General features: G+C 62.9%; 20 protein-coding genes. 12 read left to right on the top strand and 8 right to left on the bottom strand.

Annotated elements, in window-relative coordinates:
• Positions 1-24 precede the first annotated feature (24 nt).
• From JJB09_RS24405 to trpA, 7 genes are read left to right on the top strand one after another with little or no spacing between them, the layout of a single operon-like run.
• Positions 25-798: a tryptophan synthase subunit alpha gene (locus tag JJB09_RS24405; RefSeq protein ID WP_201663708.1), complete on the top strand. Its 774-nt coding sequence runs from the start codon at positions 25-27 to the stop codon at positions 796-798.
• Complete coding sequence (locus tag JJB09_RS24400) at positions 791-2278, top strand: xylulokinase (protein ID WP_201663707.1); 1488 nt, start codon at positions 791-793, stop codon at positions 2276-2278. The genes JJB09_RS24405 and JJB09_RS24400 overlap by 8 nt, the downstream gene beginning before the upstream one ends.
• A gap of 27 nt (positions 2279-2305) precedes the next feature.
• A complete protein-coding gene (locus JJB09_RS24395; protein ID WP_246748948.1) occupies positions 2306-3220 on the top strand; it encodes a sugar ABC transporter substrate-binding protein in 915 nt (304 codons plus the stop codon).
• A gap of 24 nt (positions 3221-3244) precedes the next feature.
• A complete protein-coding gene (locus tag JJB09_RS24390) occupies positions 3245-4759 on the top strand; it encodes a sugar ABC transporter ATP-binding protein (protein WP_201663706.1) in 1515 nt (504 codons plus the stop codon).
• On the top strand, positions 4756-5685 hold the full coding sequence (locus JJB09_RS24385; protein WP_201663705.1) for an ABC transporter permease: 930 nt from the start codon (positions 4756-4758) through the stop codon (positions 5683-5685). Before JJB09_RS24390 ends, JJB09_RS24385 begins: the two co-directional genes overlap by 4 nt.
• 2 nt (positions 5686-5687) lie before the next feature.
• The gene (gene trpB / locus JJB09_RS24380) at positions 5688-6881 is read left to right on the top strand and encodes a tryptophan synthase subunit beta (protein WP_201663704.1); all 1194 of its coding nucleotides are present in this window, start codon (positions 5688-5690) and stop codon (positions 6879-6881) included.
• 2 nt (positions 6882-6883) lie between these two features.
• Positions 6884-7717: a tryptophan synthase subunit alpha gene (gene trpA, locus JJB09_RS24375; protein WP_201663703.1), complete on the top strand. Its 834-nt coding sequence runs from the start codon at positions 6884-6886 to the stop codon at positions 7715-7717.
• Between the two features lie 5 nt (positions 7718-7722).
• Here the strand turns inward: trpA and JJB09_RS24370 are convergent, their stop codons facing one another.
• Positions 7723-8655, bottom strand: a complete 933-nt coding sequence (locus JJB09_RS24370) for a LysR family transcriptional regulator (RefSeq protein ID WP_201663702.1) — start codon at positions 8653-8655, stop codon at positions 7723-7725.
• Positions 8656-8757: 102 nt separating this feature from the next.
• Between JJB09_RS24370 and JJB09_RS24365 the strand changes: the two genes are divergently transcribed.
• Positions 8758-9945, top strand: a complete 1188-nt coding sequence (locus tag JJB09_RS24365) for an acyl-CoA dehydrogenase family protein (protein ID WP_201663701.1) — start codon at positions 8758-8760, stop codon at positions 9943-9945.
• 193 nt (positions 9946-10138) lie between these two features.
• On the opposite strand, the gene JJB09_RS24360 is transcribed toward JJB09_RS24365, so the two are convergent.
• The gene (locus tag JJB09_RS24360) at positions 10139-12007 is read right to left on the bottom strand and encodes a potassium transporter Kup (RefSeq protein ID WP_201663735.1); all 1869 of its coding nucleotides are present in this window, start codon (positions 12005-12007) and stop codon (positions 10139-10141) included.
• Positions 12008-12394: 387 nt separating this feature from the next.
• On the opposite strand from JJB09_RS24360, the gene JJB09_RS24355 reads away from it, so the two are divergent.
• Positions 12395-12784, top strand: a complete 390-nt coding sequence (locus tag JJB09_RS24355; protein WP_201663700.1) for a cupin domain-containing protein — start codon at positions 12395-12397, stop codon at positions 12782-12784.
• A 265-nt stretch (positions 12785-13049) separates the two neighbouring features.
• On the opposite strand, the gene JJB09_RS24350 is transcribed toward JJB09_RS24355, so the two are convergent.
• The 6 genes from JJB09_RS24350 to JJB09_RS24325 form a co-directional block, all read right to left on the bottom strand.
• Positions 13050-14786, bottom strand: a complete 1737-nt coding sequence (locus JJB09_RS24350; RefSeq protein WP_201663699.1) for a hydantoinase B/oxoprolinase family protein — start codon at positions 14784-14786, stop codon at positions 13050-13052.
• Between the two features lie 255 nt (positions 14787-15041).
• A complete protein-coding gene (locus tag JJB09_RS24345) occupies positions 15042-17117 on the bottom strand; it encodes a hydantoinase/oxoprolinase family protein (protein ID WP_201663698.1) in 2076 nt (691 codons plus the stop codon).
• 397 nt (positions 17118-17514) lie between these two features.
• Positions 17515-18099, bottom strand: a complete 585-nt coding sequence (locus JJB09_RS24340; RefSeq protein WP_201663697.1) for an amino acid synthesis family protein — start codon at positions 18097-18099, stop codon at positions 17515-17517.
• On the bottom strand, positions 18096-18680 hold the full coding sequence (locus tag JJB09_RS24335; RefSeq protein ID WP_201663696.1) for an amino acid synthesis family protein: 585 nt from the start codon (positions 18678-18680) through the stop codon (positions 18096-18098). The genes JJB09_RS24340 and JJB09_RS24335 overlap by 4 nt, the downstream gene beginning before the upstream one ends.
• Entirely contained in the window at positions 18673-19611 is a 939-nt protein-coding gene (locus JJB09_RS24330; protein WP_201663695.1) for a UPF0280 family protein, read from the bottom strand. The genes JJB09_RS24335 and JJB09_RS24330 overlap by 8 nt, the downstream gene beginning before the upstream one ends.
• Before the next feature lie 25 nt (positions 19612-19636).
• On the bottom strand, positions 19637-21064 hold the full coding sequence (locus tag JJB09_RS24325) for a 6-hydroxynicotinate reductase (RefSeq protein WP_246748952.1): 1428 nt from the start codon (positions 21062-21064) through the stop codon (positions 19637-19639).
• A gap of 324 nt (positions 21065-21388) precedes the next feature.
• Here JJB09_RS24325 and JJB09_RS24320 point away from each other — a divergent pair, with 324 nt between their 5' ends.
• The 3 genes from JJB09_RS24320 (at position 21389) to JJB09_RS24310 (ending at position 26106) form a co-directional block, all read left to right on the top strand.
• Positions 21389-21853, top strand: a complete 465-nt coding sequence (locus JJB09_RS24320; protein ID WP_201663693.1) for a MarR family winged helix-turn-helix transcriptional regulator — start codon at positions 21389-21391, stop codon at positions 21851-21853.
• Positions 21854-22066: 213 nt separating this feature from the next.
• Complete coding sequence (locus JJB09_RS24315; protein WP_201663692.1) at positions 22067-22561, top strand: (2Fe-2S)-binding protein; 495 nt, start codon at positions 22067-22069, stop codon at positions 22559-22561.
• The gene (locus JJB09_RS24310; protein WP_201663691.1) at positions 22558-26106 is read left to right on the top strand and encodes a molybdopterin cofactor-binding domain-containing protein; all 3549 of its coding nucleotides are present in this window, start codon (positions 22558-22560) and stop codon (positions 26104-26106) included. Before JJB09_RS24315 ends, JJB09_RS24310 begins: the two co-directional genes overlap by 4 nt.
• Positions 26107-26116 lie beyond the last annotated feature (10 nt).

Here is a 26116-nt window from a genome sequence, read left to right as displayed (position 1 = left end):
GAGGACGGCGCCGTGGAGTGACGCATGCAATTGACAACGGACAGACAGCTGAAGGGTACGAGCGCGACAGCGTCGCGGCCGTGGCTGACGTGCTATTTCCCAGTCGGCGACCCCAGGGTGCCGGTCGATCTTCTCGACATCTATGCAGGCGAGGGCGTCGATGTCGTCGAACTCGGCCTTTCTTCGCCCGATCCCTATCTCGACGGTCCGGATGTGCGCGGCTCGATGGCACGCGCCGATCGCAGCAATGCCCGGCGCGATCTCGACGGAATTCGCGAGCGTCTCGACCGGCAGGCGCAACGGCCCGCAGCATTGCTGATGACCTATGCCGATGCGGCCCATCCAGCCCGTTCCAATCCGGATGTCTGGTCCGGTCTCGATGGGCTTTTGATTGTCGCGCCCACCGACGATGAAATCCGCCTCGAGCTTGAGGCGGCTGCCCGTGCCGAAAGGGTTGCCGTCTCCGCCTTTACACCGCTGCCGATCACTTCCCGCGAAATCGAGGCGGCAAAGGCTGCGGACTATTATGTGATGTTGCAGGCCGCCGAAGGCGTCACCGGCCCGCGCGATACCGTCGATGCCGGGGGTCGGGCACGCATCGAGACGCTGCGCCAGGCGGGCGTCGAAGCGCCGATCCTGCTCGGCTTCGGTATTTCCAATGGTGAGCAGGCGCGCGCCGCCATCGATCTGGGCGCCGATGGTATCGTGGTTGGCTCCGAAGTGCTGCGTGCCGCGCTCGAAGGGCGGCAAAGACTGACGTCCCTGCTTCGGGATTTGCGGAGGGGTCTCGATGGCTGAGGGCGGCTTGATCATCGGTTTTGACATCGGCACGACCTCGGTCAAGGCGGGGCTGTTCTCTATCGATGGCACGGTCATCGATCACTGGGGCCGTGCCTATCCGACCGAACGGCCGGGCCCCGGTCTGGTCGAGCAGGACCCGCAGCATTGGCTTGATGGCATCCGCGATGCGATCGACGCGCTGTTGGCCGGGCGTGACCCTGCCTCGATATCCGCCGTGGGCATCTGCAGCCAGGTCAATACCGATGTCTTCGTCGATGCATCCGGCAAGCCGCTGGCGCCTGCGATCGTCTGGCAGGATGTGCGCGCCGGCGCTGCCGCGGCCGCCATCGATGCAAAAATCACCGCTGGAGACAAACAGGCGTGGTGGGGTGCTGAAATGCCCATCGGTGCGAGCCACGTGCTTGCCAAGATGGCCTGGTTCACACAAAACCATCCGGATCTCTGGGCAAAAACGGCCTATGTGTTTTCGCCCAAGGACTTCTGTCTCTTCCACCTCACGGGCAATGCGGTGGCCGACCCCATTTCGGCTTTCGGCCATGTCACCCTCGATCATGCGTATGTAACGGATTTGATCGCGCGCGTGCCGGGCGCTGCCGAGCGGCTGCCACAGCTGCGCGCAATGACTGATGTCGCGGGCGAAATGCGGCTCGGTTCGTCCGGCCGCATGGTGCCCGTCGTCACCGGCACCATGGATGCCTGGGGCAACCTGTTCGGCTGCGGCGTGTTCCGTCCGGGGCAGGGCATGTATGTCAGCGGTACCAGCGAGATCCTGGCGCTGGCCGGCTCCAACCGCATCGGCGCGCCCGGCGTCGTCACCTTCCCGACGGTCGATGGGCTGGTGGTCAATGCCGGTCCGACCCAGAGCGGCGGCGATTCGCTGCGTTGGTGGGGCAAGGCGAATGGCGTGGATCCGCTTGATGTCCCCAGGCTCGCCGAGAAAGCCGATCGCCACGACCGGCCGATCCTGTTTCTGCCGCAGCTCGAAGGCGAACGCGCGCCGCTTTGGGATTCAGAGATTCGTGGGGCCTTCATCGGCCTCGACAGCCGTACCGCAGGACCGGAATTGGCGCTTGCCGTGCTGGAAGGTGTGGCGCTTTCGGCCCGTCATCTGCTCGGTTCGCTGACGACGGCCGCCGGTTACCGGCCCGACAGGCTGCTCTATGGCGGCGGCGGCTCGCGCTCCGATCTCTGGAGCCAGATCCGCGCCGATTGCCTGGGCATTCCGCTGCATCGCTTCGCCTTTGCCGATGTCGGCTGCCTCGGTGCGGCGATCATGGCGGCAGTCGGTATCGGACAATTTGCCACGATTGCCGAAGCGGTTCCCGCAATGACCAGCGTCGAGCGCATCTTCGAGCCCGATGCGACAATGACACCCCGCTATGACGCGATGTTCGACGCCTATCGCAAGGCAATCGACGCGCTGCGCCCCATCGGCCTGATCCGCACGGACGGGCTGGTCCACGAAAACAACATGTAACGTCACATCCAGTTGAGGAGCAGGAAAATGAGACTTTCAATGATTTCGGTGGCGCTCGCCACCTTGCTGTCGTCGGCGGCATCCGCATGGGCGACCGATGTGTCGATCCTCACCCCCTATATCAGCTCGATCCCGACCAACGAGATGGCGCAGAGCTTCAAGGCCGAGGGCGAAAAGCGTGGCTGGAACGTGACCATCATCGATACCCGCAACGATTTCGGCCAGCTCGCCTCGCGCATCGAAGACACTGTCAATGCCAAGGCTTCGGCAATCGTGCTGATCTCGACCGATCCGGCCCAGGTGCAGGACCAGGTCGCGCTGGCCCACAAGGCCGGCATTCCGGTGATCTCGCTGGACGGCGCCAAGAATGCCGACGTCGCCGTCAACGTCACCTCCAACAATTTCGATCTGGGCGTGCAGCTCTCCGAGGAACTGATCAAGTCGATCGGCGGCAAGGGCAACATCGTCAAGTTCTATCACTCGGCTCATCCGGGCGTGCATCAGCGCGAACTCGGCCTCGACGAAGTTCTGAAGAAGTACCCCGACGTGAAGATCATTGCCGATCATTTCGTCAAGGTGCCGGGCCCGGTCGATGACGGCCGTATCGCCATGGAAAACATCCTGCGCCAGCATGGCGATGCCATCGATGGCGTCTGGGCAGCCTTCGACGATCCGGGCATCGGTGCCGAGCTGGCGACCGAATCCGAAAAGCCGGATTCCAAGCTCGTCATCATGGGCATCGACGGCAATGCGCAGGCGGTCGACATGATCAAGTCCTGCACCCACTACAAGGCGACGCTCCGTCAGGACTTCCCCAAAATGGCAACTGTTGGCGCAGAGCAGCTGGAAAAAATTCTTGCGGGCGGCAAGGCCGACAAGGACGAACTCTATGTTCCCGCCGTCACTGTCACACCTGAATCCCTCGGCGTGACCTGCAACTAACCGCCTGAGGCAAGGAACGAAACGATGCTTCTGGAAATCCGTGCACTCGAAAAGCGCTTCAGTGGCGCGCGTGCGCTTGCGGGCGCCGACCTTGCCGTCGAAGCGGGCTCGGTGCACGGCCTTCTGGGCGAAAACGGCGCCGGCAAGTCGACGCTGATCAAGTCCCTGTCCGGTCTGGTCAGTCCTGATGCCGGCGAGATCCGCATAGACGGTAAGGCGGAGATCATAACGAGCGTCCGTCACGCCGAGGATCTCGGCTTCCGGTTCATTCATCAGGAACTCAGCCTGGTGCCGCATTTCACGGCGGTCGAGAACGCCTTTGTCGGCCGCCCCTATCCAAAGCGCGGGCTGTTCGTGGATCGCGCAGCGATGCGAGCCAAGGTCGCGGCAACGGCGCGGGACATAGCCCCCGATCTGCCGCTCGACATTCCCGTCGGCCGCATGACGACGGGTCAGAAGCAGCTTGTGGAAATCATCCGCGCGCTGATGAACGAGCCGGCACGGCTGGTCGTCATGGACGAGCCGACCGCATCGCTTTCGGATGGCGAGGCGCGCCGTCTGCATCAGGCCGTCAGGGCGCTTGCGGCGCGCGGCGTTGCCGTCATCTTCATCTCCCATCGCCTCGACGAGGTGCTCGATATCTGCGACCGCTACACCGTGTTGCGCAACGGCGCCACCACCGGAACGGGGGCGATCGCCGATGTGAACCGAGCCGATCTCGTCCGGCTGATGTCCGGGCATGAAGAAATCCGGGGCGGCCGGGCTGCGCCTGTCGCCGGCGGCAAGCCGGTGCTCGAAGTCAGAGACCTGCCCTTCGGCCGACGCGGCTCCAAGGTCTCGCTCAGTGTGCGTGAAGGCGAGATCGTGGGTCTCTATGGTCTTGTCGGCGCCGGCCGTTCCTCCTTCATGAAGGTTCTGTGGGGTTCGCGGACCAGCGAAGGAGGAACGGTTTTCATCGATGGCGCATCCATGCGCTCTGGCGACATCGGTGCGCGGATCGCCGCCGGCGGCGCCTATGTACCCGAGGACCGGCGCGGCGAGGGGCTGATCACCGCTCGTAGCATCGCCGAAAACCTCGCGATCACCAATCTGAAGTCGGTTCGCTCGTCATCCGGGCTGCCATTGACGAGCCGCAGCGGGCTGGCTGCCCGCACCGCAGACATCAAGCAGCAGCTGTCGATCAAGATGGGCTCGCCCTGGGCGCATCCCCTGACGTTGTCAGGCGGCAATCAGCAGAAGCTGCTGTTCGGCCGCTGGTTCGGCGGCAAGATCCGCCTGTTGATCCTCGACGAACCGTCGCGCGGCGTCGATGTCGGCGCCAAGGAAGAAATCCATGCCATCGTCCGGCGGCTGGCATCGGAGGGCGTCGCCGTCCTGATGACCACCAGCGACATGGACGAGTTGCTGGCGCTTTCGAACCGCGTCCTGGTTCTCGCCAATGGCGAATTCACTTCGGAGCTTTCGGGCGACGAACTGTCGCCGCAGCGCATCGTCGCTGCCGCCTTCCACCATCCTGAACAGAAAGAGTCCCTTGCATGACCGGCCTCGCCAGACAATACGGCACGCTGATCGCGCTGATTGTGATCATCGTCGCCTTCTCCATTGCCTCCCCCGGCGCATTCGGCACGGCAAGCAACCTCATCAACATCACCCAGCAGATGGCACTGCTCGCCATCGTCGCGATCGGCGCGACGATGGTCATGGCCGTCGGCGAGTTCGATCTTTCGACGGCCGCACTGGTGTCCTTCGGCGGTATTTTCATCGTCTTTCTCTTCAAGCTCGGTGTTCCCACGCCGCTTGCCTGCCTGATCGTGCTTGCCGCTGCTGGTTGCTTCGGCGCGGTCTCCGGCTACATCGTCGCCAAGTTCGAAGTGCTCTCTTTCATCGCAACGCTTGCGGCCGGTACGATCATCGGCGGTGTGACCTTCTGGCTTTCGGATGGCGCAACGCTGTTTGGCGATATCCCAGCCGGTTTTCGTGACCTCGCCCGTGGCCACGCGCTGGGCATCCCGACGCTCACCTGGTGGCTGATCGGCGTCGCCATCGTCGTCTGGCTGCTGCTCGACAAGGTGGAATTCGGCCGCCGTCTCTATGCCATCGGCGGCAACCGCGAAGCCTCGCGGCTGGCTGGCGTGCGCATCGTGCCCAACACCATGGTTGCCTTCATCCTGTGCGCCATGCTCGCGGCGCTGGTCGGCATGTTGCTGACGGGCCGTATCGGCAGCGCCAGCCCGACCGGCGGTGGTGGCTATCTCCTCTCCGCCTATGCGGCCGTCTTTCTCGGCATGACCGCGTTCCGTGAAGGTGAAGCAAATGTGCCGGGCACGCTGGTCGGGGCCGGGATTATTGCCGTCATCGGCAACGGCCTGACCATCCTCGGCGTTTCGACCTTCCTGCAGGACATCATCACCGGCGCGATCATCCTGGCTGCGGTTCTTGTCCGCCGCATCGGCAAGGGCGCGTGAGCATGGGCATCCAGAACCTGACAGCGACCCAAACCCGGCCCGGACGCTATGGCGTCTTCGGCGGGCAATATGTCGCCCCGGTGCTGCTGCCGGTGCTCGACCGGCTGGAGAGCGCCTTCAACGACGCCTGGGCCGATCCGGCATTCCGCGCGACCTTCGACAATCTGCTGCAACGGTTCGTCGGTCGCCCCACGCCGATCTCCGAAACCAGCGCCTTGATCGAGTCCGAACGCGGCGCGCGCATTTTCCTCAAGCGCGACGACCTGACCTTCAACGGCGGCAACTATGCCAATTCCGCATTGGGCCAGTGCCTGCTCGCGCGTCGCATGGGGCTATCCAGCGTCGTCACCGACACCGGATCGGGCCAGAACGGCATCGCCACCGCAGCGGTCGCCGCGCGCTTTTCCATGCCCTGCACGATCTACATGGGCGCCAGGGACGCTGCCCAGCAATCGGCAGCGGTCAAGAAGATGCGCGCCTTCGGTGCCGATCTGAGAGTGGTCGAGGATGCCGACCGCACCCTGCATGCCGCAACCTCCGCAGCCATCCGCCACTGGATGGGGTTCAGCGCCACCACGGCCTATGTGGCCGGTGCTCCAATTGGCGCGCACCCCTATCCGCAGATGGTTGGGGCATTCCAGGCCGTGATCGGCCGCGAAACCCGCCTTCAGATGATCGAGGCCGGCATGCTGCCGGCGGCCGTCGTCTCTGCAGTGGGGGGCGGCTCATCGACCATCGGCATCTTCTCGGCCTTCGTCAACGATCCGCAGATCCGGCTGGTGGCGGTCGAGGCCGGCGGTTCAGGTCAGAAGGGCGCCGCCCATTCCGCGCGGCTCGCCAACGGGCGCCGTGGCATCTTTCATGGAGCCGAGACGCTGGTGCTTTGCGACGTGGACGGCCAGATCCTGCCGACGGATTCGATTGCGCCGGGCCTTGCCTATCCCGGTTCCGCGCCTGAGATCGCCAACCTAGTGGCCTCCGGCCGCGCCGAAACGGTGTCCATCACCGATGCGGCCGCGCGTGACGCAGTCCGGCGACTTGCTGTCCGTGAAGGCATCCTCGTGTCGCTCGAAGCGGGCCATGCGGTTGCGGCCGCCGAAACGATCGCCGGCGATCTCAGCCCCGCTGACGTGGTGGTCGTCATGGTCCCGTCCTCGGGCGACAAGGACCTCGATATCGTCTGGCCGGAGGATTGATCATGGCAAGAAAAATGCAGGTGCCGCGCATCGATGCGATGTTCGCGCGGCTCAAGGGCGAGGGTCGAAAGGCGTTCGTCACCTACACCGTCGCCTCCGATCCGTCTTTCGCCGAAAGCCTGGAACGGCTCAACGCCTTTGCCGCTGCAGGTATCGACCTGATCGAACTCGGCCATCCCTATTCTGATCCGATCCTTGACGGCGCGACGATCCAGAAGGCCAACCGGCGCGGACTGGCCGCCGGCGGCAATCTTTCGCGAACGCTGGAGCTTGTCGCGGCGTTCCGCGAACACGACGATGTCACGCCTGTGATCCTGATGGGATACAGCAATCCGTTGCTGGCGATGGGCTACGAGGCCTTTGCCGAACGTGCCGCCAAGGCCGGCGTGGACGGCATCATTGCCGCAGATTTCCCCATCCGCGAGGCGGACAGCCTGCTGGATGCGCTTGCAAGGCATGGCTTGGTGATGGTCCCGCTTGCCGCACCGACGCTGGCTCCCGAAGATTTCGCCGTCGAAAAACCCGGCATCGGCGGGTTTCTCTATTGCATCCCGGTGGTTGGCCCCACCGGCGGTCCGTCTGCCTCGCTCGAAGCGATCGGTGAGGCGGTGGAGCGCTGCCGGGCCGTCTCGAAGCTGCCTGTCATGGTGGGTTTCGGGGTCAAGACACCGGAAATGGCCGCGGGTGTCGCCGCAGTTGCCGATGGCGTCATCGTCGCGACATCGCTGATCGACCACCTCGACGCGAAGCGCGCGACACTGTCGGCGGCGGACTATGCGGCGGAAATCCCACGCGCCATCATCGAATATCGATGCGCGATCGATGCCGGGAGCTGAACCGCCTACCAGGCGATGACGCTGTCGCCTGCGGCTTCGCTCTCGAAGGTGGCGACCTCGGCCATCAGCCATTCGGAGAAGGCTACGACCGGGGGGTAGCTGACCTTGCGTTGCGGCCGCACCAGATAATAGGCGCTGAGGCTCTGCACCGGGTGGTCATAGGCAAGCACCAGCCGGCCGATCTGCAGCTCCGATGTGATCAGAAATAATGGCATGAGCGCCACACCCAACCCTGCGATGCAGGCCTGGGCGACATTCGAGAATTGCTCGAAGCGCATGCCCCCCGAAAGCCTGGCCTCGATGGAAAGACTGGCGAACCAATGTTCCCAGGCGCCCGGCCGCGAGGCCATCTCGATCAGCGGCAGCGACAGCAGCCGCTCGGGCCGGGCGACCGGGTGGGTTTTGAGGAAATCCGGGCTGCACACCGGTGCGACCATTTCATGCATCATCAGCTTGCAATCGGCATCCGGCCAGTCGGGACGTCCGATATGGATTGCCGCGTCCAGCCCCTCGGCCTCGAAATCGACCCGGCCGATGCGGGTGGCAAAATTGATGATGATGTTCGGGTTGGCCTTGACGAAGCCCGGGATGCGCGGCATCAGCCAACGGGTGCCGAAGGTCGGCGGGATGGCGAGGCTGAGCGCGTTTTCGCGGCCCGCCGCCATGGCTTCGAAGGACAGCGTCCGGATCTTGTGGATCACCTCCGCAATGCCCGCCGCATAGACCCGCCCGGTATCGGTCAGCGTCACGCCGCGGCTGTTGCGGTCGAACAGTTTTGCGCCGAGCTGCTCTTCGAGCAGCGCGATCTGGCGGCTGATCGCGCCCTGCGTCAGCGACAGTTCTTGCGCTGCAGCCGAAAAGCTGCCGGTTCGCGCCACCGCGTCGAAGGCGGTCAGGGCGCTGGTGGAGGGAAGCAGTCGGCGTTGCATGGATGTCATGCGCTATTACTATAACTCATATCTCTATGAGTAAATATGGTTTGTCTCGACAGCGGGACGGGTCCATAAGTTCAGCAGATTTTTTTCTAGAGGAGCCGCCCTGTGAGCAAGCCAGCCCCCTTTACCTGGAACGACCCCTTCCTGCTGGATGACCAGCTTTCCGAAGAAGAGCGGATGATCCGCGATTCCGCCGCAGCCTTCGCCGAAGCCGAGCTGCTGCCGCGCGTCAACGAAGCCTATCTCAACGAGCACACCGATCCGGAACTCTTCCGTGCCATGGGCAAGGCCGGCCTGCTCGGCGTGACGCTGCCGGAAAAGTACGGCGCGGCCAATGCCAATTACGTCGCCTACGGCCTCGTCGCCCGCGAAGTCGAGCGCATCGATAGCGGCTACCGTTCGATGATGAGCGTGCAGTCCTCGCTTGTCATGTACCCGATCTATGCCTATGGCTCGGAAGAGCAGAAGGACAAGTATCTTCCCGGCCTCGTTTCCGGCGAGCTGATCGGCTGCTTCGGCCTGACCGAGCCGGATGCCGGTTCCGATCCGGGTGGCATGAAGACCCGCGCGGAAAAAATTGAGGGCGGTTATCGCCTGCGCGGCTCCAAGATGTGGATCTCCAATGCCCCGATCGCCGACGTGTTCATCGTCTGGGCAAAGTCCGAAGCGCATGACGGCAAGATCCGCGGCTTCATCCTCGAAAAGGGCATGAAGGGTCTTTCGGCACCGAAGATCGGCGGCAAGCTGTCGCTGCGCGCCTCGATCACCGGCGAAATCGTCATGGACGGTGTCGAAGTCGGCGAAGATGCGCTGCTGCCGGGTGTCTCCGGTCTTGCCGGCCCGTTCGGCTGCCTCAACCGCGCCCGCTACGGCATTTCCTGGGGCGTGCTCGGCGCGGCCGAGGATTGCTGGTTCCGTGCCCGCCAGTACGGCCTCGACCGCATCCAGTTCGGCAAGCCGCTCGCCGGCACCCAGCTGTTCCAGAAGAAGCTCGCCGACATGCAGACGGAAATCACGCTTGGCCTGCAGGGCTCGCTTCGCGTCGGCCGCCTGATGGACGAGCACAAGTTCGCGCCGGAAATGATCTCGATCATGAAGCGCAACAATTGCGGCAAGGCGCTCGACATCGCCCGCCAGGCCCGCGACATGCACGGCGGCAACGGCATCCAGGTCGAATACCACGTCATGCGCCACGCGCAGAACCTCGAAACGGTCAACACCTACGAGGGCACCCACGACGTCCACGCGCTGATCCTGGGTCGGGCGCAGACGGGTATTCAGGCGTTCTTCTGAGAGAATTAGCCGGGTAAATTATGGAGCCGGGTCGACGAATGTCGGTCCGGCTTTTCTGTATGTGGATGGATCGGCTTACCTTGGGAATCTCCGAACCACCCTCATTCCTGTGCGTGTCACAGCAATCCCGTTGGCTTGCGTCTTGGCGTTCCCCGTTGTCGACGCTCGGCCGCAAGTGAAGGAAGCGGGGCGCTCAAACAGAAACTTGCGCACCCATCTCGACTACACGGTTTGCGGGCAGTTCGAAATAGTCGGACGGATCAGCAGCGGCGGAGGCCATTGTGATGAACAGTCGGTCCTGCCATCCGGGCATGCCGGAATTCGGATCGGAGATGATTTTCCTGCGGCCGAGGTAAAAAGACGTCGTCATGATATCGAACTTGAAACCTTCTTTCCGCAGTCCTCCCAATGCCTGATTGATATTCGGCTCTTCCATGAAGCCGAATCGTAGCGTTACGATCGAAAAACCGTCGGAAAGAGCTTCGAAGTGCCCGCGTTCATCAGGCGGCACTGTCGGAACATCCTCGGTGCGCACCGTCAGTATCACGTTTGCTTCATGCAGGGCGTGGTTGTGCTTGAGATTGTGAAGAAGTGCCGGCGGAGTGGCATCGGGTCGCGAGGTCAGAAAAACCGCTGTGCCGGGGACGCGGTTCACCGCATGGGCACCCTTGCGCGATATCGACGCGATAAAGCCTTGCAGGGGAATGTGGTCGCGTTTTGCTTTCGCGACGAGGATTGCAGCTCCCCGACGCCATGTCCACATGACGACTACGGTCAATCCGGCTATCAGGATCGGGACATAACCACCGTCATGAATCTTGAGAAGATTGGACGAAAGAAAAACCAGCTCCAACGCGACGAGCGGGAGGACGACAAGCAGGCTCGCAGTCGTAGACCACCTTTTGTGAAAGCGGAGGAAATCGAAGAACATGATGGTGGTGACCACCATAGCCCCCGTCACCGAAATTCCGTAGGCAGTCGCAAGGGATTCGGACGTCTGAAATATCAGGACCAGAAGCATGACGCCGAAGAGCAGAACTTTGTTGATTCCCGGCAGGTAAATCTGACCGGTATTCGCGGCCGATGTGATGTCCACCTGCATTCGAGGCAGGAAGCCCAGGTGCATGGCCTGCTGGGTCATTGAAAACGCCCCTGTGATAACCGCTTGACTGGCGATGATCGTGGCTGCTGTCGCCAGTATCACGACTGGCAGAACCGCCAGCTTGGGAAACATCAGGAAGAACGGGTCACTTGCCGCTGCCGGGTTCTTGAGAATGAATGCCCCTTGCCCAAGGTAGTTCAGCGTCAGAGCGGGAAACACGACCACGAACCACGCCCATTGAATTGAACGACGCCCGAAATGTCCGAGATCGGCATACAAGGCCTCCGCACCGGTCACCGTCAGGAAAACCGCGCCAAGCACCACAAATCCCGCCCATCCGCCGTGGAACACAAACCAGACGGCATGCCACGGATTGATGGCGGCAAAAATGCTGAGGTCGTCTGAGATATGGATGACGCCGCCCAGCGCCATGACGATAAACCAGACAAGTGTGATCGGCCCGAAGGCTTTTGCCACTGCCCCCGTGCCCCTCGCTTGCACGACAAACAGCGCAACAAGGATTGCGACCGAAATTGGGATGACGAATTGCGAAAGGTCAGGCGCGACCAGTTTCAAGCCTTCGACAGCGGAGAGGATCGACAGGGCTGGGGTGATCATCGCATCGCCAAGGAACAAGGCTGCCCCGACCAGGCCCAGGGCCAGCAGGAAGTCTCGGCGTTTTTCGCCGACTTGCTTGGATAGCAGCGCAAGCAGCGCGAGAGTCCCGCCTTCGCCATTGTTATCCGCCCTCAACAAGAAAGACACATACTTGATGGTGACGATGACAGTCAGCGTCCAAAGCATCAGTGACACCAGGCCGATTACCTCGAAATCAGCGATGCCGTCAGATGCCACGGGGCGCAAGGCTTCTCGAAAGGCGTAGAGCGGACTTGTGCCGATGTCGCCATACACCACGCCGATTGAGCCAAGCGAAAGAGTTAGCAGTTCCTTCGTCGACATATGGCGAGCACCGTAAACGCTGGAAGCTTTATCGGTCAAAGGCTCTCCCCTGAAGGCTTCGCACGGTTTTGCACGACGCATTTCAAAGCATATACCTGTGCGCTATCCGAGATCGCATAAGAATTCTATGTGTCATCGGGTGCTGCGATATAAAGATTCCATAAGGATCGTCATTGGGCCCGCTGGGCGAAGGGCGAACGATGTCCCGGAATTTGAATCCACTCCAAGTTCAATGGCTTCTACCGGCCGAAATCGTTGAGAAACTAGCTGGACATGCCGTGCATCCGCCCACACCGGACTCTCGCAACAGACCCGTGGTGTTACCCGCTTCCTTCATGGTAGGCATGGTTTTGTTTCAGTATGGCGAACCAGAAGGAGTCAGCCGAAATGAAGTGCCTGCGCATCTATGCCACCCCGGATGGCGAGTCGCATTTCGACGAAGTCGAGTTGCCGACGACGAAGAGGTCGGTGCACCCCGATGCCGTGCCGTTCGAGGTTTCGGCCAGTTATCAGGCGTCCCGCGTCCGCCTCTCCCGCATCCCGGCGGGCATGCGCGAGGTTGCTTGGCATACGGTCCCGGAGCCGGTGCTTACGGTCAGGCTGGATGGTTCGGTTGAATACGAGACGAGTGACGGAGAGGTGCGCCACGTTCAGGCGGGTAGCTTCGTGTTAGTGGAGGACACACACGGCAAGGGCCATCTGTCACGCCATTCCGCAGAGGCGCAAACTGTCATCTGGATCTCACTACCGAACGGCCTCGATTTGCCTCCCGCATAGTCCGTCTGGGCACGCTGTCGGCGCTGCTGCCGAGAGTCTGCTTTCCACCCAATACCGGAATCTTCCTCCCCCGCCTCCCCGCGCTCTCCACCTCCCTTACGATGGCCTCCGTTCCGCCATCGGATCCCCCTCATCACCTCGCGTCCGCTTGGCACTTCTCCCCGCTGGGGAGAAGAGGGAGCTTGCTGCCACCGCTCAGGTTCATAGGTGATCGCCCCGACCTTGCGGGGAGGGGCTGTTCCGGCTGCGATTATCCTTGATCGGGCTACCTTCCCCGCAACCCCTCCGTCCCCGTCTCATCCACCGTCCCATCGACCCCGATCACCACCCCGAACAGCGCCTTTGCCTCCTCAGCCGAATAGCGTTCCAGCCGGACATCCTCGGCTACGGCCGTGGGATCACGCGTCATCGGATCGCCATAGCCGCCGCCGCCGGGGGTGCCGACGCGTACCCGGTCGCCGGGTCTCAGCGGAATGTCCTGTGCCTTGGAGAGGTGTTCCGGCACGATCGTCTCGCCGTCCTTGAAAATCCGCACCGAGTTCGGCTGGCCGTCCTTGCCGCCGAGCGCGCCGGGCGGGCCGAAGCGGCCGTGGTCCATGACGAAACTCGCGGTCGCCTCGCCGCGACGAAGCTCGACCTCGTAATCCAGCCCAAAACCGCCGCGATGGCGGCCGGCGCCACCGGAACCTTCGCGCAGCGCATAGCGATGATAGAGCACGGGAAATTGCTGCTCCATGATTTCCACCGGCGGGGCCTTGGAAATGCCGATGGTCGAGCAGCCGTTGGCCAGCCCGTCATGGTCGGCATTGCCGCCATAACCGCCGCCGGAAATCTGGTACATGACGAAGCCGCGGTTGCGCTCCGGGTCATGGCCGCCGAGCGCGAAATTGCCGGAGCTTCCCGCCGGAGCCGCCGTGACGCGGTCGGGCAGGGCTTCGACCAGCGCGGAAAACACCGCTTCGGCGATCCGCTGGCTGACCTCGGCGGCGCAGCCCGACACCGGGCGCGGATATTGCGCATCGAGAAACGTGCCTTCCGGGCGCTTGACCCTGAGCGGTTCGAAGGCCCCGGCGCTGATCGGCACGTCGGGGAAGATGTGGCGCATGGCGAGATAGACGGAAGACAAGGTCGTCGCCAGCACCGAATTCATCGGCCCGATGCAGGGTTTCGACGACCCGGTGAAATCGAAATCGAGCAGGCCGTCCTTGGCATGGATCGCCAGCCGGATTTCCAGCGGCTCGTTGACCACCCCGTCGCTGTCGACATAGGCAATGGACCTGTAGGTGCCATCGGGGATGAGCTTGCAGTTGGCGCGCATCTGCGCGCTCGCCCGCTTGCGCAGTTCCTCGATCGCTTCCTTGACGGTGGTGTCGCCGTAACGGTCGAGAATTCGCGTCAGCCGCTTTTCACCCACCAGCAGTGCCGCAGCCTGCGCCTTGACGTCGCCGATGCGCTGGTCGGCCACGCGGATATTGGAGCAGATGATGGCGTAGATTTCGTCGTCGAGCACGCCTTGCTTGAACAGCCGCACGGGAGGCAGGCGCAGCCCTTCCTGCTCGACGGAGGTCGCCGACGCCGAAAAGCCGCCCGGCACCGCCCCGCCGGTATCAGGCCAGTGGCCGGTGTTGGACAACCAGCAGAAGATCTCGCCGTTGCGATAGACGGGCATGGCAAAGCGCACATCCATCAGATGCGTGCCGCCGAGATAGGGATCGTTGACGATGTAGATGTCGCCCGGCTTGGGGGCGGCTGCCTTGCCGGCGGCGATCATCTCGATCAGCACCCGGGTGGAATATTGCATCGTGCCGACGAAGACCGGCAGGCCGGTCGAGCCTTGCGCGATCAGCGCCCCGTCGACGGCGGAATAGATGCCGTCCGAACGGTCGTTGGCCTCGGCGATGACGGGCGAGAAGGCGGCGCGCGAGAACGACAGGTCCATCTCGTCGCAGACCTGCTGCAGGCCGGACTGGATGACCGAAAGCGTGATCGGGTCGAGGGTCATGCAGTGCCTCCTGATCTGCCCTCAGTGGGAGGGTTGTCGCATATGAGAAAATGCGGTGAGAACGTTTTTCTCCCTCTTCTCCACTCGGGGAGAAGTGCCGAGCGAATGCGAGGCGATGAGGGGGCTTTCTGGCTCCGCCTTGACTGTTTTGGCGCTTCGCGCTCCCCCTCATCCGGCCCTTCGGGCCACCTTCTCCCCGCTGGGGAGAAGAGGGAGTCTGTCGTTCGCCATCTGCCCGGATTGCGCCCTGACATTTCAGGAACTCCCACCCAGCGTGATGATGATGTTGCCGTCATGGTCCTGCCTGGCGATGTCGCCGGGTTCGATGAGGATGGTCGTGTCCATCTGCTCGATGATCGCCGGCCCCGCGATGACGGCATCACCAGGCAGATGATCGCGCCAATAGACCGGCGTTTCGTGCCAGCCGGAGAACCAGACCCGGCGGCTGCCGGTCCTCGCATCCGTAAGTGCTTGCTTACGCCCCTTCGGGTCGATCAGCAGCGAAAGATCGATCTCGGCGCGCCGCCCGATCACCGACGTGTTGACGTTGACGAGGTTGGCGCGGATTTCCTTCAGTTCGACATGGAAGCGGTTGAAATAGGCTTCCTCGAAGCGCTGCTGCAGGTCCTCGATCGTGGGCTTCGGGCCGGGCAGCGGCACGCGCAACAGGTGAGTCTGGCCGATGAACTGCATGTCGACGGAGCAGATCTCGCGGATTTCCTTGATCGCAACAGCTTCCTTGCCAATCAGCCGGCGGCCTTCCGCCGATTGGTGGGTAAACAGCGCATGCACCGCATCGATATCGACAACAGCCAGCGGCTGGTTGACGGTGTTGACGAAATCGTGCCGGAGGTCGGCGACCACGCAGCCGAGCGCATTGGTGATCCCCGGTCGCGATGGCGCCAGCACTTTGGGAATGCCGAGTTCGCGCGCGATGGCGGTTGCATGCAACGGACCGGCGCCGCCGAACGCAAACAGCGCAAAATCGCGCGGATCCTCGCCGAGGCTGACCGACACCATCCGCACCGCGTCCGACATGCGGGCATTGGCGATGCGGATCACGGCGTCGGCGGCGCCGGTTGCATCGAGCCCCAGCCTGTCGCCGAGTTCCTTCTGGAAGATCGCCTTGATGTCGTCGAGCGACATGCCGCCCGGCACCGAATTCAGCCGGCCGGGATCGAGCCGCCCGAGGATGAGATTGGCGTCCGATATCGTCGGCCTGGTGCCGCCACGGCCGTAGCAGATCGGGCCGGGCGATGCGCCGGCGCTTTCCGGGCCGACCTGCAGGAGGCCCGCCGCCGTCACCTTGGCGATCGACCCGCCGCCCGCGCCGACGGTGCGCACATCCACCATCGGCACATGGATCGGCATGGCATATTCGATTTCGATCTCGTTGGAGACGGCGGGCTCTGCATTGCGGATCAGCGCCACATCGGTCGAGGTGCCGCCCATGTCGTAGGTGATCAGGTTGGGGATGCCTGCGCGCCGGCCGGTATAGGCCGCCGCCATCACGCCCGACGCTGGACCGGACATCACGGTTTTCGCCGCTTCGTCAGCCACATGCCGGGCCGACACCATGCCGCCATTGCCGTTCATGACAAGCACGTCGTGCTTGTAGCCGCGCGCGGCGAGCTGGTCGGCCAGCCGCTCGACATAGCGGCGCAACAGCGGCTGCACCGAGGCGTTGACCGCAGCGGTGACGCCACGCTCGAATTCGCGGCTTTCCGACAGCAGCGCGTGGCCCATGGTGATATTGCCGTTCGGCCAGATATTTGCGGCGATCTCGCGGGCGCGCAGTTCATGCGCCGGGTTGGCATAGGCGTGCAGGAAATGGATCACCAGCGCTTCGCAATCCTTGTCGATCAGGACCTTCAACGCCGCCCGCAGCGCCTCTTCATCGAGCGCCGTCAGCACGTTGCCGGAAGCGTCCATGCGCTCGGGGATTTCGAGCCTGAGGTCGCGGGCAATGATCGGCCTGAACTCGCCCTTCATGCCATAGGGCTGTGGCCGGGTGCGGCGGCCGAGTTCCAGCACGTCGCGAAACCCCATCGTCGTGATCAGGCCGGTCTTGCAGAGATTGCGCTCCAGCACGGCATTGGTGGTGGTGGTCGTGCCATGCACGATCAGGTCAAGCGCGGATATGTCGGCCTCGGCCGCATCGAGCGCGTTGAGCACGCCGAAGGACTGGTTGGGAAGCGTTGTCGGGGTCTTGGCCAGCCGCACCGTGCCATTGGCGGCATCGAACAGCACCAGATCGGTAAATGTGCCGCCGACATCGATGCCGGCGACCTGGCTTTGGGGATGGATAGGTTTTTCATTTCGGTCGGCCACCTCGGCATCCCCCAATTTATTCGTATGCAAACGAAATTTGCCGGGGAAGGCATGTGCTGTCAAGCGGCTGATGGCGGCGGCGCGAAGTCAATCTTGCGACCTCCCGTAAAAGATGCAAATTGTACGTGTTTGCCAGTGAAAGCAGCAGCGTCGAGTTCAGCCGGCGCGACCAAGGGAGATGGGCCCCCTTGGCTGTGGCGTCAGCCTCGCTGTCGAACTAGGAGGTGCTGCTATGTGGCTAAAGCCAATACGCATCACGCTGGAAGTGAAGAGAAGCCGGACAAGTTGGACGCTTGTGGTCCGGCTTCAATTCGCTAGCTAGTAAACGGAAGGCGGGTGAAAGCCCGCCTTCCACTCCTGAAAAATAGGCGATCTGGTCCAAACTTGCAAGCATCGCTCAGCGCAGCCCGTCCTTGCCTTCGATTTCGCTTACTTTCAGCCCGCCGACACGCGCCAGTGGCCGGCCCGATGTGGTGACGGCGACCGCCACCATGATCTCGCCTGCGCGTGGGCTGTCGTTGAGCCAGACTTCCATGCCGTCGAAGTGACTGCGGACATAGGCCGCATCCTTGTGGCCCAGCGGAATGTCCAGCACCTGGCCGGGGCCGCCGCGCTTCTTGGAAGAGGGCACCAGCGCTGCCCCATGCTCCACCGCTTCGCGCAACGGCTTGCCCATCGACGGATGCAGGATCGCCGCGGCATGTTCGAGTTCGCCGTCTTCTCCAACCATGGCCGACTTGCCGTAGCTTTCGGCCTCGCTCGGCGAGACGCCCAGTGCTTCCACGCATTTTTTGCCGAGCAGTCCGCCCAGCTCGGCGCCGATCTCCATCAGTTCGGACAGGTCCTCGACATAGATGCCGGCGAAAGGGTTGCGGATCACGGCTACCGCCGCAGCCTTGCGGGTGGGCGGCGTGACCGGACGGTCCATCTCAGAGTGGACCTCCTCGACAAACACGGCGAGTTTGCGAATTTCGGATTTCACCGCAGGCCATCCTCGCCCTTGACATCATCGGCCTTGAGGCCGCCGACGCGTGCATGGATGCGGGCACCGGTGGTCATCACCAGGCTCAGCACGATTTCGTTGGCGCGCGGCGCATCCGGTATGCCAACTTCCATCGCGTCGAAATGGCTGCGCACATAGGACGCGTTGACATGGGCTACCGGGACGTCGAGGCGGGTGCCGGGGCCGCCGACCTTCTTGGTCGAGGGCACGATCGCCTTGGCATCGCCCAGCGCCGCACGCATGGCATAGCCGCCCGGCGCGTGCCAGAGCGCGCCGTGTTCGAGTTCGCCCGCCTGGCCGACGATGGCGCCCTTGCCGTAGCCCTGGATGTCGTCCTTGTCGCCTCCGAGTGCGGCAATCAGCCGGTTTGCCATCTCGAGCCCCAGTGGCTCGAGATCCTTCATGAAGGCGGAGATGTCCTCGTGATACTTGCCGGCATACGGGTTCTCGATCACCGCGAGAATGGCGCCGCGCTTCAGCGGCGTTTCGGCCACCGGCCCGCCCTCATGCATCACCTCTTCGACCACGGACAGGAATTTGCGGACTTTTGGCTCAGGCATGTCGTCTCATCTCCAGATGCAAATGGTCATGGTCGTCGGAATGGAAGTCAATCTTGTCGATCGGGGCAGCGACGATACGGCCCTGGTCCTTGAGGAAGATCGCAGCTTTCTGGATCAGCCCGCCAAGCCGCAGGCGCTCGGCTTCCTCGACGCCGAGCTCGAGGGCTGTATCGACTTCCAGCGCCGTCAGCATGCCGCAGCCGCGCACCACCAGCCGGTCGCCCAGATCGCTGTCATCGACAACGTCGGACGCGCGCATCCGCGTAATGGCGGCATGGTCGGGCAGATCGACCTCGTTGGCGACGATGGTTGCAGCCGCGTCGGCTTCCGCCGCGTTGCAGGCAAGGATGGTAACGGAATCGGCAATGCCCATGGACAGGCTGCGGCCGCCGCGACCCGACGTGGCGATGCCGCGCGTCGGGCTCCGCCAGTCCAGAGTGAAGCTGCCGAGACCGGTCCGGTCCTCGCGCGACATGCCAACATGGAATTCCGCCGGCGCATCGAGATGGATGGCGATGTCGCCGCCATTGTTGACATAGATGCGCTTGGGGCGGTTCTCGACGGTAAAGCCCGCCAGCATTGCCGCGAGCACTTCGTCCGCCACCGCACCGGCCACTGCCGCCATCGGCGTAATGAAATGCGTGTCCGCATAGGGCAGCACCGCTCTCATCATCCTGCGGGCGGTCGTCCCCTTCGGCATCGGACTATCCGGCCACGCTCGACTTTTCAACAACGGGAGCTCGGCCACCAGTTCCTCAAGTACGGTCTTGAAGCGACGGTTGGCCATCGCGTAGGCATGCGCCCGTTGATAGGATTCTAGCTCGAGCGAGATTGCACCATCGACGCCGATGATCAGGTCGATCGGCCCGTGCTGCATATGCAGCCGGCCGTTCTGATCGCCATCGAGATAATTTGCTACAGGACCGTTCATTGGCCGCACTCATCTTGCGCGTCGGTTACGCGCCCCATTTGAAGTTCTTTTCCGCCATCGGCCATACATTGCTTGGCTGAGCGATCCTGCGCTCGGCCAGTTCTATCGCCTGTTCGACTGGCACGATCGCTTCCATATGTCCACCAAGCGCGCGATAATCCTCCAATCGCATGGTGAATTCTATCGGCGCAACGATTGCCGGTGTCGGGACGTAGCCGAAGGAGTTTGACGGCATTTGGGTCACGTCGGCCATGACCGTGATTCCACCGCCCGGCCAGACATAGGCTGGTGCGCCGCCGCACGACACATAGGTCAATGCGTCCTTGACAGACCGCGTCAGTCGCACCGGATTGGTGGTGACCCCGGCCCTGAGACTGCCGCCGGCCCCGCCGATGAACAGCACCGAAGCGAGCGCAGGCTCGCAGTTTTCGGCGATGATCTCGACGGATTCCTGCAGCTTCGCGGGCAGGGCGGTTTGCAGTTCAGGCTTCAGGTTTTCGTCCAGGATGTAGTAGCCATATTGCTCGCCTGTGGTGGAAACCATCAGCATGCGCAAGCCGGGATAGGCCGTTTTGGGGTCGAAATCGCCAAGGATGGTCAGCGGATCGTAGATGTTGGTGCCGCCCCAGCCGATGCCGGGTTCGGCAACCCTGAAATAGCGGCCAGGCGTCGAGCGCCGCCCCTTGATCTTGATGCCGGTGCCGGCAATGTCGAGCAGCTTGCCGGCCTGATGTTCCGACAGCACGCCGGTGATATGATCGTCGACCACCACCACCTCGTCGACATGGCCGAGCCATTGCTTGGCGAACATGCCGATCGTCGCCGAGCCGCAGCCCACCCGCATCCGGCTTTCCTCGACGCCGTTGATGATCGGCGCGCTGCCTGCCTTGAGCGAGATCGTTGCCCCGCCGTCGATCGCAAGCTCGGCGGTTTCGCTGTTACAGAGCTTGAGAATCGTGTCGCAGGTGACGCGGCCCTCTTTCTTCGAACCGCCGGTCAAGTGGTGCACCCCGCCGATCGACAGCATCTGCGAACCGTATTCGCCTGTCGTCACATGCCCGACCGGTTCGCCCTCGACGCGGACCAGCGAGGTCTCGGGACCAAGGAACCGGTCGGTGTCGATCTTTATCTTGGCGCCGCAATAGCTGAAGATGCCCTCGGTGACGACGGTCACCATATCGACGCCGTTCTGCTTCTGCGAGACGATGAAGGGGGCAGGCTTGTAGTCGGGATAGGTGGTGCCGGCGCCGACAGCGGTGACGAACTGGCTGTTTGAATGGACGAGATCGCCATCCCAATTGTCTTCGCCGCCTTCCGGGACGAAGGGCACGAGCTTGCCGCCTGACGATGCGGTGTTTTCGATGATGGTCAGCGGGTCGACGCGGATGAGTTCGCCATTCTCGTTGGCGTAGCGGTCGCACGCTCCGGCCTTGCCCTCGGCGATGTAGCACATCACCGGACAGGCATCGCAGCGGATTTTGCCGTTTATCGCGCTTTCGACATGCTGCTTTACCAAGCGGAGCCTCCTGCCAAGGATTGCGGCGTCTCCAGCTTCGGAATGCACCGCACTCCCTGCTGTTTTTGTTTGTTTGTATGCGAACAACTATTGAGCCAACTCGGCCATCTGTCAAGCGATCAGCTTGCGCATGCATGCGAAACGGTCGCGGAAATGCCGTTTGTACCGGCGGATGACCATGCCGGCGAATTCGGGGTTGCCGATCCGCTTGCATGTTTATACGCTTTGCTGACGAAGCGGCAAAGCCGGACAGGGAAGAGCATGGCATCGATTTCGGACAGTGAAGAGGTGGTTGAAGTCGAGGAGGGCGCGCAGCCCGCCTATCGCGTCGATCAGCAGGTGGGCTTCCATCTCAGGCAAGCCAACCAGCGACACGTTTCGATCTTCACCGGCATGATGGGCGACAGGTTGACCACGACGCAATGGGCCGCATTGACCAAGCTGAACGAAATCCAGCCCTGCTCGCAAAACCAGTTGGGGCGAGAGACGGCGATGGACGTCGCCACGATCAAGGGCGTGGTCGACAGGCTGGTGGCACGGCGGTATTTGCAGACTGCGCCGGATCCCAAGGACGGGCGGCGGCTGGTGCTGTCCGTTACCGACGAGGGGCAGGCGGCCATCGAACGCAATGTCGACATCGCGCGTGCCGTCACTGAAGAGACGTTGTCGCCGCTGAGTTCCGCCGAACGGATGATGTTGGTAGAGTTGCTGCGCAAGATCAGCTGAGGCAGCAGGTTCCGGCGGTTCGCAGAAGATGGCTTCCCCTCCCAATATTCGTTTGCATGCCAATGTATCTTGGCTAAGATGACCGTCAAATAAAGCTTGGAAAAAGCGCGATGAGGGGAATGTGATGTCAGCAGGGTCGGGATATTCATCCCCGGCGCATGCCTTGCCGGATACTGGGTGCCGGCCAGCCTCCCCCGACTGGCGGGCTGGACGATGAGGCCGCGTTCGATCTCGCTCGACGTCAATGGCTGCAGCCACGCGTTCGTTGTTGCCGAGGATACGCCGCTTCTCTACATCCTGCGCAACGATCTCGGTTTGAACGGCCCGAAATTCGGATGCGGTCTTGGCGAATGCGGGGCCTGCGCTGTGCTTGTCGAGGGCAGGGCGGTGCGTTCCTGCACCGTCAAGATCGGCGCTGTCGAGAACAAGGCTATCACGACCCTGGAAGGGCTCGGTGCCGCGGGTAAACTGCATCCTGTGCAGCAGGCCTTCATCGAAATGCAGGCGGCCCAATGTGGCTATTGCATCAACGGCATGATCGTTGCGCTGGTGGCGCTCCTCGAGCGCAATGCCAATCCAACCGAGGCCGACATACGCAAGGCGCTCAGCCGGCATCTCTGTCGTTGCGGCACGCATGTCGAGATACTCGCGGCGGCGCGGCGGGCGGTCGAACTGATGCATGCCGAGTGCATCGGGGTGCCGGCATGAATGGACTCCAGGATCTCCCGCGCAGTGCCTGGCTGGAAGCGCCCGACATGTTGCTGGTCATCCGCCATGGCACGGACAACGATCCCGAAATTCATCTCGCGATCGACAGCCAGGGCAAAGTTACCGCCTTTTGCGGTAAGGTCGATCTCGGCACCGGTATCCGTACGGCGCTTGCGCAGATCGCCGCCGAAGAGCTTGATGTCGCCTTCGATGCGGTAACGATGGTGCTGGGGGCCACCAGCGTCACACCGGATCAGGGGCCGACGATCGCCAGCGAAACGATCCAGATCACAGCCCGGCCGCTCAGGCTGGCGGCCGCGACCGCGCGCCACCTTCTTCTCGCCCGCGCTGCCGAAGTTCTTGACGTGCCAGTCGCGGGTTTGACGGTCGAGGATGGCATTGTGCACCATCAAGACATCAGAGCCATCAGCTACGGTGAGCTCGTTCGCGGCAAGCACGAACGCATCGAGATCGATCTCGAAATCACGCTGAAGCGTGTCCGCGATTATCGCATTGTTGGCTCGTCCCAGCCGCGCAATGACATGTCTGCCAAAATCACGGGCCAGTGGACCTTTGTGCATGATGTGCGCATCGAGGGCATGCTGCATGGGCGTGTCGTACGCCCGCCCTATGTCGGCTACGATCATGGTGAAATGGTCGGCCGGAGCCTGATCTCGGTAGATGAAAGCTCGGTTGCCGATCTGCCGGGGCTGGTCGGTGTGGTGGTGGAGGGAGATTTCGTCGGGGTCATCGCCCTTCGCGAAGAACAGGCCATCGAAGCATCTAAACGCCTCAAGGTCTTGTGGCGTGATCAGCCCGCGCGCCCCGATCTCAACCGACCGGAAGAGGCGCTACGCGGCAACCCGTCGACACCGCGTGTGCTCGCAGATCAGGGCGACGTCGAGGCCGCATTGGAGGGCGCTTCGCCCGAGATGAAGCGGACCTACGTCTGGCCCTATCAGATGCACGGCTCCATCGGTCCCTCCTGTGCGGTGGCTGACTGGAGTTCCGAGCGCCTCGTCGTCTGGTCCGGCACTCAGAATCCCTACCCGATGCGCAGGGATCTCGCGCTCCTGCTCGATATGCCCGAGGAGCGGATCGAAGTCGAACGGCTGGAAGCGGCGGGCTGCTATGGCCGCAACTGCGCCGACGATGTGACCGCAGACGCGGCTCTTCTTTCGCGTGCCGTCGGCAAGCCGGTGCGTGTGCAATTGACCCGCGAGCAGGAACATGGCTGGGAGCCGAAAGGTGCCGCACAGGTCATAGATGTGCGCGGCGGGCTCGATCTCGAAGGCGGTCCAGCCGGATACGATTTCGAGACCCGATATCCCTCCAATCTCGCACCGACGCTGGCGCTGATCCTTACAGGCAAAGTGGACGGCCCACCACTGACGGTCGAGATGGGCGACCGCACCGCGATCCCGCCCTATGCCTTCGGCAATATGCGCGTCACTGTCCACGACATGCCACCGCTCGCTCGCGCCTCGTGGTTTCGCGGCGTTTCGGCCATGCCGAACTCGTTTGCGCATGAGAGCTTCATCGACGAACTGGCCTTCGCGGCAGGCGTCGACCCGGTCGAGTATCGCCTGCGCTATCTCACCGATGCCAGGGCCATCGATCTGGTTCGTGCCGTTGCCGAGAAGGCAAAGTGGACGCCGCGTACGAAATGGGGCACGGCTGGCCGCGAGGGCGATCTGCTCTACGGACGCGGTTTTGCCTATGCGCTCTATGTGCACGGAAAATTCCCGGGGACACCTGCCGCTTGGTCCGCCTGGGTCGCCGATGTCGCGGTCAACCGGAAGACGGGCGAGATCGCCGTGACGCGCATCACAGTCGGGCAGGACGCCGGGTTGATGATCAATCCTGATGGGGTGCGCCACCAGATCCATGGTAACGTCATCCAGTCGATCAGCCGGGTGCTGAAGGAAAAAATCGATTTCTCCGACACTGCGGTGGAAAGCGCCGAATGGGGTGGCTATCCCATTCTCAGCTTCGAGGACGTGCCGGAGATCGATGTGCTGATGCTGCCGCGCCCGGACGAGGAGCCGCGCGGTGTGGGCGAATCTGCCTCCATACCCAGTGCCGCTGCCATCGCCAATGCGGTCTACGATGCGACCGGCATCCGCTTTCGCGAGTTGCCGCTGACGCCGGACAGGGTTCTCGCCGCACTAGAGGGACGCAGCTATCAGCGCGCTCTGCCGCCGCCGACCCGTGCGCGCAAATCGCGGCGCTGGTGGCAGCTCGGCGTTGGCGTCGCTGGTGTTGCGGGTATTGCCGCCGGCGGGCTGGCGGTTCTTTCGCCATGGCGGGGTGCCTATCCACCCATTCCCCGGCCTGACCCGGCCGTCTTCAGCGCCGCCACCATCGAGCGGGGGCGGTTGGCGGCTGCGGCTGGTGCCTGCAATCTCTGCCATGTCGGCAGTGATGGCACGGCCTTTGCCGGTGGGCGTGGTTTCGAGACGCCATTCGGCACGGTCTATGCCAGCAATATCAGTCCGGACCCGCAAAATGGCATCGGTGCCTGGTCCTATCCGGCCTTCGAGCGGGCCATGCGGCAGGGTATCTCGCGCGATGGCCAACACCTCTATCCGGTGCACCCCTACACGTCGTTTACCCATGCCGAGGACGCGGATCTTCAGGCGCTCTATGCCTTCCTGATGAACGGCACATCGGCGGACAACCGGCCGCAAGAGACGGCGCTTTCGTTTCCGTTCAACAACAGAGCATTGATGGCCGGATGGAACACCATGTTCCTGCGCACCACGCCGGTGCCGGTGGACGCGACCAGAAGCACGGCCTGGAATCGGGGTGCCTATCTTGTCGAAAGCCTCGGCCATTGTTCGGCCTGTCACACCGAACGCAATGCTCTGGGTGCGGAACTCACCGGCAAGGCGCATCTTGCCGGTGGATTTGCCGAGGGCTGGGAGGCGCCCGCGATCCTGGGACAAGGCAAGGCGCCCGTCAGTTGGACCGAGGCCGCGCTCTACGACTATCTGCGTCATGGTCATTCGGCTGATCATGGCAGCGCGGGTGGGCCGATGGCCGCCGTGGTGCAATCGATGGCCGCGCTTCCCGACGAGGATGTCAGGGCGATGGCGATCTACCTGTCGAATGGCAAGGGGAGTGAAAAGGCGGTGGAGCAACAGAAAAACGCTGCGCTGGACGCCGCCAATGCTGCAATCCCGAATGCAGCAAAAATCTCGCCAGAGGGAGCCCGACTGTTCGAAGGCGCTTGCTCTTCTTGCCATGGCGAGGGCACGTTGCTTCCAAATCTGGCGCTCAACAGCAATCTTCACAGCGACCGGCCGGACAATTTGTTGCAAGTCATCCTGACCGGCATGGATGCGCCGGCGCAATTAGCTGCAAAGGCAATGGCTGAAGAGCGGGAGATCATGGCGATGCCGGCATTCGCGCAAAGTTTCAGCGACCGTCAGCTTGCCGATCTCGCGAGCTATATGCGTGCCCGCTTTGCCCCGGGCAAAGAGACATGGGGTGGGTTGCAGGATGCGGCGGCGGCAATTCGGGCCACGCCTTCCTCGCACTGAAAACCTTCCC

This window comes from Phytoamicus setariae, from assembly GCF_016722925.1.
GTDB lineage: Bacteria > Pseudomonadota > Alphaproteobacteria > Rhizobiales > Rhizobiaceae > Rhizobium_E > Rhizobium_E setariae.
The sequence above is the reverse complement of the archived record's forward strand: the minus strand, read 5'-3'. Positions and strand labels throughout refer to the sequence as shown.